Origin of the sequence: Chromobacterium sphagni (assembly GCF_001855575.1) — a bacterium.
Taxonomy (GTDB): Bacteria; Pseudomonadota; Gammaproteobacteria; order Burkholderiales; family Chromobacteriaceae; genus Chromobacterium; species Chromobacterium sphagni.
This window is the reverse complement of the sequence record NZ_MKCS01000002.1, coordinates 606,862-620,324: the sequence shown is the minus strand read 5'-3', so window position 1 is coordinate 620,324 and position 13,463 is coordinate 606,862. Positions and strand designations below refer to the sequence as shown.

Sequence of the window (13,463 nt, the reverse complement as noted above, 5' to 3'; positions counted from 1 at the left end):
CTTACAGCGTGATGCCGGACAAGCCGGCCACGGTATTGATATCCTTGTCGCCGCGGCCGGACAGGTTGACCAGGATCACCTTATCCTTGCCCATGGTCGGCGCGGTCTTGGCGGCCCAAGCCAGCGCGTGGCTGGATTCCAACGCCGGAATGATGCCTTCCAGGTGGCAACAGTCGTGGAATGCCCTCAATGCCTCGTCGTCGTTGATCGCCACATACTCGGCGCGGCCGATATCCTTCAGATGGCAATGCTCGGGACCTACGCCCGGGTAGTCCAGGCCGGCCGACACCGAGTGGGTTTCGATGATCTGGCCGTCGTCGTCTTGCATCAGATAGCTCTTGGAGCCATGCAACACGCCCACCGGCGCGCCGCCGGAGATGGGAGCGGCATGCTTGCCGCTGGCGATGCCGTGGCCGCCCGCCTCCACCCCCACCATGCGCACGCCGTCGACCCCGATATAGGGGTAGAACATGCCGATGGCGTTGGAGCCGCCACCGACGCAAGCCACCACCAGGTCCGGCTGGCGACCGATGATTTCCGGCATCTGAATCTTGGACTCCTCGCCTATCACCGACACGAAGTCGCGCACCAGCATCGGATAAGGATGCGGGCCGGCGGCGGTGCCCAGAATGTAGAAGGTGGAATCGACGTTGGTCACCCAGTCGCGCATCGCTTCGTTGAGCGCGTCCTTCAGCGTCTTGGAGCCGGACTCCACCGGCACCACGGTGGCGCCCAAAAGCTTCATCCGGAACACGTTGGGCGACTGGCGCTTGACGTCCTCCGCGCCCATGTACACCACGCACTCCATGCCATAGCGCGCCGCCACGGTGGCGGTGGCCACGCCATGCTGGCCGGCGCCGGTTTCGGCGATCACGCGTTTCTTGCCCATACGCTTGGCCAGCAGGGCCTGGCCGATGGCGTTGTTGATCTTGTGCGCGCCGGTATGGTTGAGGTCTTCGCGCTTCAAGTAGATTTGCGCGCCGCCCAGTTGTTCGGACCAGCGCTTGGCGTGATAGATCGGGCTGGGACGGCCGACGTAATGCTTCAGCTCATGGTGGAACTCTTGCCAGAACGACGGATCGGCCTTGACTCGGGCGTACTCCGCCTTCAATTCGTCCAGCGCCACCATTAAGGTTTCCGCGACATAGACGCCACCATAAGGGCCGAAATGGCCCTGTGCATCCGGAAAATCATACCGATCCATGTCTTGCTCCTGATATGAACGCCGCCATTCTGGCGACATCTTTGATTCCCTTGGACGCCTCCACACCGCTGGAGACATCCACCGCCGCCGGTTGCACCCGGCGTACGGCTTCTGCAATATTGCCGTCGTCCAGGCCGCCGGAAAGCACCAGCGGCAAAGACAGTTTGTCGGGCAGCAAGGCCCAGTCGAAAGTGGTGCCGGTGCCGCCGTGCGCGCCCTCGACGAAAGCGTCGGTCAACAAGCCACGCGCATCTGAGTAGCGCCGCGCCCACTCCTGCAGATCCACTCCAGGCTTGACCCGCACCGCCTTCAGGTAAGGCCGGTGGAAAGAACGGCAGAATTCCGCCTCTTCCTCGCCGTGAAACTGCAATATGTCGATGGCGCAGGCATCCAGCACCTGCTCCACCCATTCCCGCGCGGGGTTGACGAACAAGGCCACCACGCTGACAAAGGGCGGCAGCGCCGCGATCACCGCCCGCGCCTGCTCCAGACTGACATTGCGCGGACTCGGTCCGTAAAACACCAGGCCGATGGCGTCGGCGCCCAGGCTAGCCGCCGACACGCCGTCCTCAGGTCGGGTAATGCCGCATATCTTGATTCTGATCATCGCTCATTACGCCCTGATTATGACAATCAAGTATTACCACAAGACCAGCCGCTCCCCCACCGATTGCGACGGCAGGGAGAACTGTTCTGGATAGCCGACCCCGGTCAAGTACAAGCCGTCAGGCATGAAGGTGGGCGGCGCGCTGGTACGGTCGCAAGCGGACAGCAGCGCCGACATGTCGTCGGGAGCCAGCGCGCCCTTGCCGACGTACACCAAGGCGCCGACGATGTTGCGCACCATATGGTGCAGGAAGGCATCGGCCTTCAGGTCGAAGCGCAGCAGACCGCCGTTGTCGTGGATCGCCAGCAACTGCAAGTCCTTGACCGGCGACTTGGCCTGACACTCCGAAGCGCGGAAGCTGGAGAAATCATGCCGCCCCAGCAGCCTGTCCGCCGCCGCGCGCATCGCGGCCACATCGAGCGCCTGGTGAAACCAGCCTATCTTGCCGGCCAGCAGGCAGGGCCGGACCGGGCTGGTCAGCAAGAAATAGCTGTAACTGCGGGAAAAGGCGGAAAACCTGGCGTGGAAAGACTCATCCACTTCCCGCGCCCACACCACGGCGATCTCCGGCGGCAACAGCGCATTGACGCCGCGCACCCAGGCATTGAGCGGGCGTACGGCATCGGTATCGAAATGCACCACTTGCATCGCCGCGTGCACACCGGCGTCGGTTCGGCCAGCCGCCAAGGTGGCAATGCTTCGATTGCCTGCGATCCGGCACAGCGCCTGATTCAGCCTGTCCTGCACCGTATTGCCATGCGGCTGGGTTTGCCAGCCGGCAAACGCCCGACCGTCATACTCAATGCCGAGCGCGATTCTCATGCCCACTCTTTCATTCGTACCCTACATCCAAGACGCCATCCAGCGTCCGGAGCGACAAAACTGCCACTCTACCCTATCCGGCCCGGTTTGCGCCACGTCCAGACCCGCACAAAAGCAAATGGCACCGTCTGCCTGCCCGGTGCCATTTGCTTGCCGGCCTGCGCCGGTTGCCCTGCCTACCGTCCTTGCTGCGCCTCCCGCATCAGGATTTCGGCGGTTTCCTTGTCGCCCATTTCCATATAGAGCTTGGCCAGTTCAAGCTTCTCGCGGTCGACCTCCTCAGCCTGCGGCGCAGACTGCTCGGCCAATGGAGGCGGGGCCTCCAGAACTGTCCGGGTTTCCGGAACGACTGGCGGAGGCGTCCCCAGCTCCACCCGCAGGCTCACTCTAGGGTCCGCCTCCGGATCAGGATCCGGCACCCGAGCCGCGGCAACCGGCTGCATCGAGCCGACTGCGGGCATCACCACCGTCTGCGGCGTAGCGGCCGTCTCGAACAACGGATTGCCCGGCACCGCGGCGCGGCCCAGTTCGCACACTCTCATCCAGAAAGTGCTGTCCTTGCTGAACATGCCATGGGTGACAGAGGCTTCCTTGACGAACTCCTCCTTGTTGGGCTGCGCTGCCAGCACTTCCAGCAGCTTGTAGCGCAAGTCCTGCCGCATAGGCTCCTTGACCATGCCTTCCCGCAGGATCAGCAGAGCCTGATCGTCGCGGCCATAGGCGAGATAGACCTCGGCCTCCGCCATCACGTCCACCGACCCCAGATCGATGCCGTCACCCTTTTTCAGCGAACTCATCAGCGAAGTCAGCGGGCCCAGGGTCAGCATCGAGGCCGCCTTCTGGCGCGCGGCGTCATCGGACATCGGCGCCGCGCCGCCATCCTGCCGGCTGCGCTTTCTGCGCATCAGCAACAAGGCCACCAGCGCGAGCGCGGCGGCGGCTCCGCCCAAGCGCAACTGGATATCCCGGTCGCCCAGCGCCGACAGCGCGTCGTCCATCATGCTGGATTCGGCGGCTTTGGGCACCGGCTTGTTCTGCGCGGCCATCGCCGGGGCCGCCGGACGCGGCGCGGAGGAGACTACCGCCTTGACCTCTATCGGATACGTATCCAGCTCGTCGAGCTTGGCGACCGGAGCGGCGATGCGATCCTTGGCCGCAGAGGCCGCCATCGCGGGCGCCGCCGGTTTTGGCGGCGTCACAGGAACCGGCTTGCTTGCCGGCGCCGTCGGCGCGGACTGCGGCTCGGGAGTTTTTTTCTTGTGCTGCTGGACATTGCGAATCTGCTCTTCCAGCGCCTTGGCGCGCGCTTCGGTCTGTTTCAGCGCCTTGTCCTGCATCACCAGCATGTCGTGCATGCGGCGCTCGGCGACCAGCGCCGTCGGCGAGGATGCCTGCGGCTTGCTTGCCGCAGGGGTAGGAGCCGGTTTCGCGGCTTCGGCCTTGGCCGACGCCGCAGGCCGCACATCGGCCAGCAACTTGGCCATGGCACCGGGCTTGGCTGCGAGCTTGGAGGCATCGTCTGCCGCAGCGGCCTTTTCCATGGCATGGTGGCGCGCAGGCTCGCTGCGCAGCTTCCACTGCTCCGGATAATGCAAGGCGGCCCCAGCCAGCAGCCGGTTGGCGTCGCCGTCGATGAAGGCATCCGGATTGTCCTTCAACAATCTGCCCGCAACATTCTCGCCGGACTCGTGGCCGCGCACGCGCGCGGCTATCGCCGACAGGCTGTCGCCCTTGCGGACCATATATGTCCGGACCGCCTCCTGCTTCGCCGCCGGCGGCTGTCCCGCGGGATGCGCGGCCGCGTCGGTCTTGGCCTGGGACGGGGGCGCGCTCTCCAGCATCAGCGCATAATCCTTCTGGACCTTGATGCCCGCCGCCCTCACCTCCACCCGGAAAGCCAGGCGCGGAACGGTGATGGGCAGAGTGGAGGCCAGCTGCAACACATGCCTGCCGTCGGCGGCACGGTCAAGCTTATGCATGATGGACGCCACTTGCTGCAATTGCTCCGGCACCGCCCCTCCTTGGGAGGCATCGGCGAAAATGGCCACCTGCACCTGGTCGGTCTTATCGAACACGGCCCCCAATAGATTCAGCTCAGCCTGCAACGGTTCGCCCAGCCGGGAGCTGACCTTGAGTTCGCCCAGGCCCGCGCCATCCAGCCGCGACCCCTGGTCCGATGACGCGACATGGCGCTTGCCGTCGTCGCCGCCGACCGGCGCCGGCTCTTTGCGGCGCGGGCCATCCCGTTTGTAATCGACCTCGAACTCGCGCACCAGCCGCCCGTCCGGCCAGCGCACCTCCACCGCGAAACGCAGCAGCGGCTCGCTGAAACTGGCCGGCCCCTTGACCAGGACTTTCTGGATATGGCCATCGCCGCCGCGCACTAGATTGAATTGCAATACAGCGGCCGAACCGCTGTAAGCGGACAACAAGGGATAATGGTTGCGGTCGGCCAGGTCGGCCTGGGCGAAATCCTCGATGTCTTCATTTACCACCGGAATTTCGGCTGAAAACGCCTCGCCGTCGGCGGACAGCACATGGATAGGCCCCAACCCCGCCTGGGCCGCCGAGACTCCGCCCAGCCCCGCGATCAACAGAGCCAAGCTTGCCATGCGAAAGTTTGCAGCCTTCATGTACTTCCCCAACCTATTTGCTTGCATGTTTTATCCAGGCCAGACAGATACGCTGCCCTCGCCGAAATCCGCCATGACCCCGCACTGAAATCAACAAACCCCAAGACGACTGACAATCCTGATAAACCCCTGCGATTAAACCTCAAGCCACTATTTGCTGACAAGCCGGCGACCGCACAATTTCAATGGCCGTCTTTTATAAAATAGGCCGGAAATTGTGCATAGCAAATCATCCGCCACTTAATTCCCTTTAGCGATAGATGGATTTACGCTCAACGAGAAATTGCGGCCCGCCTAGCCGCCATTGCCAGCGATCTCATTGCGCCATCCGCGACATCCGCGCCAATCAAAATACGGCGGCAATAAGCGGCGCGCTCGCGAAACCATCGCCCCGGCGCCGAACAATCCATCCACGCCAGAGACATGCGGCAATGGGAACCTCCCGGATAAAAAATGGCCGGGTGTCGTTTCTGAAAACAGACACCCGGCCATTGAATCAATCCGCGGCGAAAATCAGGCGCTGATCCTGTCCAGCAGCGCTTTGGCCTCATCCTTCAATGGGCCCTGCGCCTCGCTCAGCAAATCCTGCAACACCTCGCGCGCGCCTTCGCGGTCGCCCATATCAAGATACACCTTGGCAAGATCAAGCTTGGTGGACAACGGGTCGTCCATCACAGACATGCCCTCGGCCTCAACCGCGGGCTCTGCCGCCGAAGCTGTCGCCTCGGCCGGAGTTTCAGCCAGCATGTCCTCGTAAAGCGACTCCAGCCCGCCGGCGGCTTCCGCGGCCGGCTTGGTCTCCTCCGCCGCTGCCGCGTCCAGATTGAAGTCGAAGTCGAGCATGCCGGCGTCGGCCTCCGGCGTCTTTTCCTCGGCCTGCGCCGGCCCAGGCTCGGTCGGCAGCATGGCTTCCAAGTCGAAATCCAGCGCGCTGCCCTGGCCTTCCGGCTCAGCAACAGGCTGGCCCGCCGGCGTGTCGAACAAGGCTGCCAACGGATCCGCCTCCTCCAGCGCTTCCGGCGCGGCGACGGCGACCTCGGCCACCGGGGCCTGCTCGCCGAACAACTCCTGATCCAGGTCGATGACGCCGCCGCCCGCCGCTGCGGCCAACTCCTGCTCGGCCTCCGGAGCCATCTGGTACAGTGGATTGTCCGGATCGATGGCGCGGCCCAGGGTGATGGTCTTGGCCCACAGCGCGCCCTTGCCGTCGAAAGCGGCGTTCATCTCCCGGGCCAAACGCTCGAAACTGGCGGTATCGGGACGCGCGGCATACACCTCCATCAGCTTCATCCTGACCTCGTGCCGGGATGGGTCCTTCTGCAATGCATCCCTCAGGATTTCCTCGGCCTGCTGGTCGCGCCCATAGGCGATATACACTTCGGCCTCGGCCACCGGGTCCACTTCGGCCGCATCGATGGCGCCAGCCGCCTGCGTAAAGTTGCTCATGAAGGAATGGCTGCCGCCCACGGTGCTGGGGCCAGGCCCGGTAACGGTGGAGCGCGCCAGCGTGGCGCTGGCGGCCGACATGCCGCTCGCCGCCCCGCGGCGCCTGGCAATCATCACCCCCAGCAGCGCCAGCAAGCCCACGCCGGCGACACCGCCGCCTAGCAACGGCAAGTTGGCCATCAACCTGTCCAGCAACGATGGTTTGGCCGGAGGCATCGGCGCCGCATGGGCGAGAACCGGCTTCTTGACCGGGTGCGGCGGTTCCGCCGGCTTGACCATCGGCTTGGGCGCGCTGGCCATCGGAGCGCTGGCCGCGGCCAGCGGGGCCGAAGCCATGGCCGGCGCCGCCGGCATCGGCTGGCCGCCTCTCATCGCCTTTAGTTCCTGTTCCAGCGCGGCAATCCGCGCCGAAGCGTCCTGCAAAGCCTTTTCGCGGGCATTGATCTGCTGCTGCAAATCGTTCAGCCGCGCGTTGTCTACACTGTCTCCCGGCACCAGCTTGAGCACGTCGCCCCCGCTCTTACCCGCCGGCGAAGCCGCTTGGCTGCCAGCGGACGCGGCCGAAGCCGGAGCGGCGTCGCCCAGAATGCTGGCTACCTGGACAGCTTTCAACGCCTTGATCTTGCGCGGCGACGGCACTTTCAGGATGGCGCCGGCCTTGGGATGCGTGACATCACCTTCATCGAACGCATCGGGATTGGCCTGCACCAGCGCCGCCATGGTTTGACGCAGCGATGCGCCCTTCGGCCGCACCCGCTGCGCCAGCGAACGCAGGGTGGCGCCCTGCCTCACTTTCAACACGCTCGGTTCGACGGGCCGCACCCTGGCCGGCGGAGCCGCCTGATAGCGGCCAGCCTGGTCGCTGTCGGCATAGCTTGGCACGTCCTGCACGATATTTTGGCCGCCGGCATTGTAATTGGCCGGGTCCAGCAGCACCGTGTACTCGCGCACCGAGCGTCCGGACGGCGCTCTGGCCTCCACGACAAAACGCAGGTAGGGATCGGTGATCGGCTGGGTGGAACTGACGCGGATCAGCGCGCCGCGCGGATCGGGACTCAGCGCGAAGCGCAGTTGGGACAGCGAGGAGGCGTAATCGACATTCAGCGCCTGGAAGGTATCGATGCTGGCCAGCCCCACCCGGACGGCATCCAGCTCCCCGGACTGCACGCCGGTCATTTCGATATCAGCCTTCAGCAACTCGCCAAGATTGGAGCGGAGATGAATCCTCCCCAATCCCGCCCAGGCTCCGACAGAGCACGCCAGGCCAATCAACAGGACGCAAAGCTTGAGTTTTCCCTGATTTCTCACTGTCTACCTTCCGGCACGGTCTCATTTGATTTTATAGGCTATAGACCCGCTTGCGGGCTAATGGGCAACTGCTACGATCTTAGGCCCTGCCGTGGCGTTTAGCTAGACTTCATAACGATCCCTGGCCAAGCGGGCCGCAGACGCCGCTTACATCAGCGCGCTCTGCCCCGCCAGGATTTCCGCGATGCGCACGCAATGGATCGCCGCGCCGGCCTTCACGTTGTCCGCCGACAGCCACAGGCTTGCCACCTTGCCGTGCACGCGCAAGCGGCTCACCCAGACCACCTCGTTGCCGGTGGCTTCCATCGGCGTCACATAGCCGCCGTGCTGATCCTGCCCCACTACCTTCAATCCTGCGGCCTGCAGGCGCTTCTTCACTTGCTCGAGATCAAACTCCTTATGCAGTTCGACTTGAACCGCCCAGGAATGGCCAAAGAACACCGGCACGCGCACGCAAGTGATTTCCAGCGATTCCGGCGCCAGTTGCAGCAAACGCGCGGTTTCGTCGCGCACCGAACGCTCTTCTTCCGAGTCGCCGTTTTCGTCCACCACGCCGATCTGCGGCAGCACGTTGAAAGCGATGCGTTTGTCGTAGGCTTTCACCTCTGCGTCGCGATGGGAGAACAGCGCGGTGGTCTGGTCGGCCATTTCCTCCATCGCTGCCTGGCCGCTGCCTGACACCGCCTGGTAGGTGGCCACGCTGACGCGCTTGATCTCCAACGGCAGCAGGGCCGCCAGCGCCAGCGCCAGCGGGGTGGTGGTGCAATTAGGCACCGCCACCAGCGGCGCGTGGCCCAGGTCCGCCAGCGCGGCGGGATTGATGGCCGGCACCACCAGCGGCACGCCGGCATCGTTGCGGAAGGCGGAGCTGAAGTCGACCACCGCCGCGCCGGCATCGCGCGCCTGCGGCGCGTATTCGCGGGCGATGGCGCTGCCGGCGGCGAAGATGGCCATGCCGACATTCTCGAAGTTGAACTCGTCCACCATATGCACGTCCAGCTCCAGATTGCCAAAGGATGCAGTGCTGCCGTCCTGGTCGGCGCTGTCCACCGCGAACACGCGGGCGGCCGGGAAATTACGCTCGGCCAGCAGTTCCAGAATGGCCTGGCCCACCAGGCTGGTGGCGCCCACTACGGCAAGTTGAAGGGATGTCGACATGATTGGTTTCCTATTCTTACTGCGCCAACCGAGTGAAAGCCGGCCGGCAAATCCACGCAAAAAGGGCACCTAAGTGCCCTTGTGTTCTGTGACGGCCGGCAAATGCCGGCCTCAGGCTGACGCCTATTCTACCTGTCAGCGCTCAATCAGGATACGCAGCATGCGGCGCAGCGGTTCGGCCGCACCCCACAGCAACTGATCGCCCACGGTGAAGGCGGACAGATACTCGCCGCCCATCGCCATCTTGCGCAGGCGACCTACTGGAGTGGCCAATGTGCCGGTCACCGCGGCCGGGGTCAGGTCGCGCATCGAGGCCTCGCGTGTGTTCGGCACCACCTTGGCCCAAGGATTGGCGGCGGCCAACATGGCTTCGATCTCGTTCAGCGGCACGTCCTTCTTCAGCTTGATGGTCAGCGCCTGGCTGTGGCAGCGCATCGCGCCCACCCGCACGCACAGGCCGTCCACCGACACCGGATTGGCGCCGCGGCCCAATATCTTGTTGGTCTCCACGCCGCCCTTCCACTCCTCCTTGGATTGGCCATTGCCGAGGTCCTTGTCTATCCACGGAATCAGGCTGCCGGCCAGCGGCACGCCGAAGTTCTGGTCCGGGAAAGCATCGGAACGCAGGAAGTCGGACACCTTGCGGTCTATGTCCAGGATGGCGGAAGCCGGATCGGCCAGCAGATCGCCCACCTGACTGTGGATGGCGCCCATGCCGGACAAGAGCTCGCGCATGTTCTTGGCGCCGGCGCCGGAAGCGGCCTGGTAAGTCATGGACGTGGCCCAGTCCACCAGATCGTTCTGGAACAACCCGCCCAGCGCCATCAGCATCAGCGAAACGGTGCAGTTGCCGCCGATGTAGTCCTTCACGCCGCTGGCCAGGCCCTGCTCGATCACGTTCTTGTTGACCGGATCCAGGATAATGATGGCGTTCGGCTCCATACGGAGCGAAGAGGCCGCATCTATCCAGTAGCCCTTCCAGCCAGCTTCACGCAGCTTGCCGTAGACTTCGGTGGTGTAGTCGCCGCCCTGACAGGTGACGACCACATCCATCGTCTTCAGCTCGTCGATATCGCCCGCGTCCTTCAATGCCGGCACGTCGCGGCCGATGTCCGGCGCCTTGCCGCCGACATTGGAGGTGGTGAAGAACACCGGCTCGGCGATCACCGCAAAGTCGTTCTCCTCGCGCATGCGCTGCATCAGCACGGAACCCACCATGCCTCGCCAACCTACAAAGCCTACTCTCACTGAAATTCTCCCGAGTCTGTCCTAAGTCCAAATTGCTGCCGCGCCAGGATCTGCGCCCCGGCAGCGATTGAATTTTTGTTAGCCCATTGTGCAGCGCGCCACGGCGGCAGGCAATGGGGTAAATCGTTTTTATTGTGAGGGTATGCAAAACAATAGATTAAGGCGCGATGAACACAACATAGAACAGCAGGGCATAAACAACGAAAACCTTCCACTCGGCAGGAACCAACTTACCGTCAATTATATTTTAACCATTGGCGCGATAGTGCCTGCCAACACCGCCAACGCCAGGTTGGCCATAATTTTGATGCCGTGCTTCAGAAATTCCATTGCCCGGACTCTATTCTCGCCACCCGCCGCGAAAATATCGCCGGCGCGGTAGTCATGCGCCAGCGCCTTCCTCCTCTGCTGCGCGCGTTCCAGCTATGGCCGCAGCATCCGCTAAGGCTGCGGCGCCCCGCTCAAAACCACGTAATCCAAACCATCCAGCGTGTAAGCCGCAACCTCGCGCATTCCCAGCTTGAAATGCGCGTTTAACGACGCGGCATTGTCCTTGCGTATGAAAAGAATCGCCTCTCGTCCCGGCAATTCTTGCTGCAAACGCGCATAGAGCTTGCCGGACAAACCCATGCCTCGCTCCGCTTGCGCCACGCAGACCGGCCCATAAACATAGGCGTCGGGACTGCCAGGCCAAGCCTGCCGCATGGCCCGCACCACCAAAGAGTCTGCAAGACGGCTGGCCTCGCTGCTGAACAGCGCCCCCGCCACCTTGCCTTCACGCAATGCCAGCACATTGCAAAGGCCTCCACGCAACATGGCCTCGACCTTGTCGGTCGAAAACTCCCCGGTCAGCGCGCCGCCGCGAGAAGACGAATTCTCCTGCAGCATCAAAGCAATGCCATCAAGATCGGCCAGGGTGGCGAGACGAATTACATACATGGAAGTCCTCCAGGAGCGCAACCGCGCCTGTTCATGATCTGTTTCCAACCACCCCCTTCTTGAGGAATTCAATGCGAAGCCACGCGCAATGATGCGCCGCTTGTACGACAGCGCACAGAACATCGACAACGCGCAGCGAATAATTCTGAATAGCCCCGCACCTGCCGAAACGCCGGCCGTGCATTGATGCCTATCTGCCGAAGAGGAAAGGAGCAACACATGAGCAACACGGAAAATTTAGCCATTGCAAGCAAGAGGCTCCTGCTTTCATGCTTGCTTGGGATCGCGGCGCTATTCGCCGTCGCCAGCCCTGCCAATGCTCAAGTGACGCTGGGAGCTGCGGCGAAATTCGCCGTCCTGGGCGGCACCAACGTCACCTGCACCGCAGGCTCAGTGCTGGCCGGAAACATTGGCGTCTATCCCGGAGGTTTCACCAATACCGGCTGCACGATTGGCGGCGAAAGCCCCCCTGCGACCAATGCGGCCGCAGATCAAGCGCAGGAAGACTTGCTTAGAGCCTACTCGGCGCTTGAGTCCCGCCCATGCACTGAGACCATCTCGACCCCGGCGTTTACCGGCAATCTGCCGGTGCTCGGCCCCCTGGCCCCGGGCGTCTATTGCTTCCCTGCCGCGGTCACCTTCACAGACACCATCCTGACGCTCAACGGCCCCGCAAGCGGCGTCTGGATTTTCAAAGTCGGCGCCGCGCTTACCGGCACCAACTTCTCGGTGGTCATGACCGGTCGTGGACAACCATGCAAGGTGTACTGGGCGGTCGGCTCCGCCGCTACGCTGACCACCTCGAGCGTCAAGGGCAGCATCCTCGCCGGCAACAGCGGCGTAGGATCCATCACGCTAACCGGCGGAACGCTAACCGGCCGGGCCTTGGCCCGGGTCGCCAATACCGTCACGGGCACCAGCATTTTTGGTTGCAGTGCGCCCTTGTAGAGGCTCCGGGACAAACGAAACCGACAATGCCGCGCCAGCCCTGAACCAGGCGCGGCATCCGCATCGCGCAGCTTACAAGGCCGCCACCACCGCGTCGCCCATGCCGGAGCAGCTCACCCTCTCGCAGCCCGCCTCGAAGATATCGCCGGTGCGGTAGCCTTGCGCCAGCACCTTCTTCACCGCGCCCTCCACGCGCTGCGCGGCGGCTTCCTGGCCAAAGCTGTAGCGCAGCATCATCGCGGCGGACAGGATGGTGGCCAGCGGATTGGCCAGGTTCTGGCCGGCTATATCCGGCGCCGAACCGTGGCTGGGCTCGTACAGGCCCTTGTTGTTCTGGTCCAGCGAGGCCGAGGGCAGCATGCCGATGGAGCCGGTGAGCATTGAGGCCTCGTCGGACAGGATGTCGCCGAAGATATTGCCGGTCACCATCACGTCGAACTGCTTGGGATTGCGCACCAGCTGCATGGCGGCGTTGTCCACGTACATGTGGCTGAGCTCAACCTGCGGGTACTCGCCCGCCACGTCTATCATGATCTCTTTCCAGAATTCGGTGGTTTCCAGCACATTGGCCTTGTCCACCGAACACAGCTTTTTATTCCGTTTCATCGCGATGCCGAAGGCGACATGGGCGATGCGGCGCACTTCGCTTTCGCTGTAGCGCATGGTGTTGTAGGCCTCGCGCTCGCCCAGTTCGTTGACCGCGATGCCGCGCGGTTGGCCGAAGTAGATGTCGCCAGTCAGCTCACGCACGATCATGATGTCCAGCCCGGCCACCACTTCCGGTTTTAGCGTGGAGGCGTTGGCCAGCTCTGGGTACAGAATGGCCGGGCGCAAGTTGGCGAACAGGCCCAGGTCCTTGCGGATGGCCAAGAGGCCGCGCTCCGGCCGCAACGGGCGCTCCAGCTTGTCGTATTGCGGACCGCCCACCGCGCCCAAAAGCACGGCGTCGGCTTCGCGCACCAGCGTTTGTGTGGCTTCCGGGTACGGCGCGCCGTACTGGTCGTAAGCGGCGCCGCCCAGCGGCGCGTGTTCGGTTTCCAGCTTGAGGCCGTCGCGGCGCAGCACGTCCAGCACGCGCTCGGCCTGGGCGATGATTTCCGGTCCGATGCCGTCACCCGGCAGAATGGCGATCTTCATGTTCATCCCTTTT

At 63.6% G+C, this 13,463-nt stretch carries 10 protein-coding genes; 1 reads left to right on the top strand and 9 read right to left on the bottom strand.

Going from position 1 to position 13,463, the window contains the following annotated elements; translation table 11 throughout:
* Position 1: 1 nt before the first annotated feature.
* The 8 genes from trpB to BI347_RS18585 all read right to left on the bottom strand — a co-directional run bounded on the left by trpB (position 2) and on the right by BI347_RS18585 (position 11,365).
* The gene (gene trpB, locus BI347_RS18620) at positions 2–1,204 is read right to left on the bottom strand and encodes a tryptophan synthase subunit beta (RefSeq protein WP_071113446.1); all 1,203 of its coding nucleotides are present in this window, start codon (positions 1,202–1,204) and stop codon (positions 2–4) included.
* Positions 1,191–1,811: a phosphoribosylanthranilate isomerase gene (locus BI347_RS18615; protein WP_071116702.1), complete on the bottom strand. Its 621-nt coding sequence runs from the start codon at positions 1,809–1,811 to the stop codon at positions 1,191–1,193. Before BI347_RS18615 ends, trpB begins: the two co-directional genes overlap by 14 nt.
* 33 nt (positions 1,812–1,844) lie before the next feature.
* Positions 1,845–2,633, bottom strand: coding sequence for a tRNA pseudouridine(38-40) synthase TruA (gene truA / locus BI347_RS18610; protein ID WP_071116701.1), 789 nt, complete (start codon positions 2,631–2,633; stop codon positions 1,845–1,847).
* A gap of 176 nt (positions 2,634–2,809) precedes the next feature.
* Entirely contained in the window at positions 2,810–5,245 is a 2,436-nt protein-coding gene (locus tag BI347_RS18605; RefSeq protein WP_071116700.1) for a FimV/HubP-related protein, read from the bottom strand.
* Between the two features lie 534 nt (positions 5,246–5,779).
* Positions 5,780–8,020 carry a motility hub landmark protein FimV gene (locus BI347_RS18600; protein WP_071116699.1) on the bottom strand — a complete coding sequence of 747 codons (2,241 nt, stop codon included), beginning with the start codon at positions 8,018–8,020 and terminating at the stop codon, positions 5,780–5,782.
* A 147-nt stretch (positions 8,021–8,167) separates the two neighbouring features.
* Positions 8,168–9,178, bottom strand: a complete 1,011-nt coding sequence (locus tag BI347_RS18595; RefSeq protein WP_071116698.1) for an aspartate-semialdehyde dehydrogenase — start codon at positions 9,176–9,178, stop codon at positions 8,168–8,170.
* Positions 9,179–9,313: 135 nt separating this feature from the next.
* On the bottom strand, positions 9,314–10,426 hold the full coding sequence (gene asd / locus BI347_RS18590; protein WP_071116697.1) for an aspartate-semialdehyde dehydrogenase: 1,113 nt from the start codon (positions 10,424–10,426) through the stop codon (positions 9,314–9,316).
* A gap of 441 nt (positions 10,427–10,867) precedes the next feature.
* A complete protein-coding gene (locus tag BI347_RS18585) occupies positions 10,868–11,365 on the bottom strand; it encodes a GNAT family N-acetyltransferase (protein WP_071116696.1) in 498 nt (165 codons plus the stop codon).
* Positions 11,366–11,584: 219 nt separating this feature from the next.
* Between BI347_RS18585 and BI347_RS18580 the strand changes: the two genes are divergently transcribed.
* Positions 11,585–12,313, top strand: coding sequence for an ice-binding family protein (locus tag BI347_RS18580; protein WP_071116695.1), 729 nt, complete (start codon positions 11,585–11,587; stop codon positions 12,311–12,313).
* A gap of 72 nt (positions 12,314–12,385) precedes the next feature.
* Here the strand turns inward: BI347_RS18580 and leuB are convergent, their stop codons facing one another.
* Positions 12,386–13,456: a 3-isopropylmalate dehydrogenase gene (gene leuB / locus BI347_RS18575; protein WP_071116694.1), complete on the bottom strand. Its 1,071-nt coding sequence runs from the start codon at positions 13,454–13,456 to the stop codon at positions 12,386–12,388.
* Between the last annotated feature and the right edge of the window lie 7 nt (positions 13,457–13,463).

Coding starts and splice junctions, on each gene's coding strand:
- BI347_RS18595 (WP_071116698.1), bottom strand. CDS start 9,178: ATGTCGACATCCCTTCAACTTGCCGTAGTGGGCGCCACCAGCCTGGTG.
- BI347_RS18580 (WP_071116695.1), top strand. CDS start 11,585: ATGAGCAACACGGAAAATTTAGCCATTGCAAGCAAGAGGCTCCTGCTT.
- leuB (WP_071116694.1), bottom strand. CDS start 13,456: ATGAACATGAAGATCGCCATTCTGCCGGGTGACGGCATCGGACCGGAA.
- trpB (WP_071113446.1), bottom strand. CDS start 1,204: ATGGATCGGTATGATTTTCCGGATGCACAGGGCCATTTCGGCCCTTAT.
- BI347_RS18585 (WP_071116696.1), bottom strand. CDS start 11,365: ATGTATGTAATTCGTCTCGCCACCCTGGCCGATCTTGATGGCATTGCT.
- BI347_RS18615 (WP_071116702.1), bottom strand. CDS start 1,811: ATGATCAGAATCAAGATATGCGGCATTACCCGACCTGAGGACGGCGTG.
- BI347_RS18605 (WP_071116700.1), bottom strand. CDS start 5,245: ATGGCAAGCTTGGCTCTGTTGATCGCGGGGCTGGGCGGAGTCTCGGCG.
- truA (WP_071116701.1), bottom strand. CDS start 2,633: ATGAGAATCGCGCTCGGCATTGAGTATGACGGTCGGGCGTTTGCCGGC.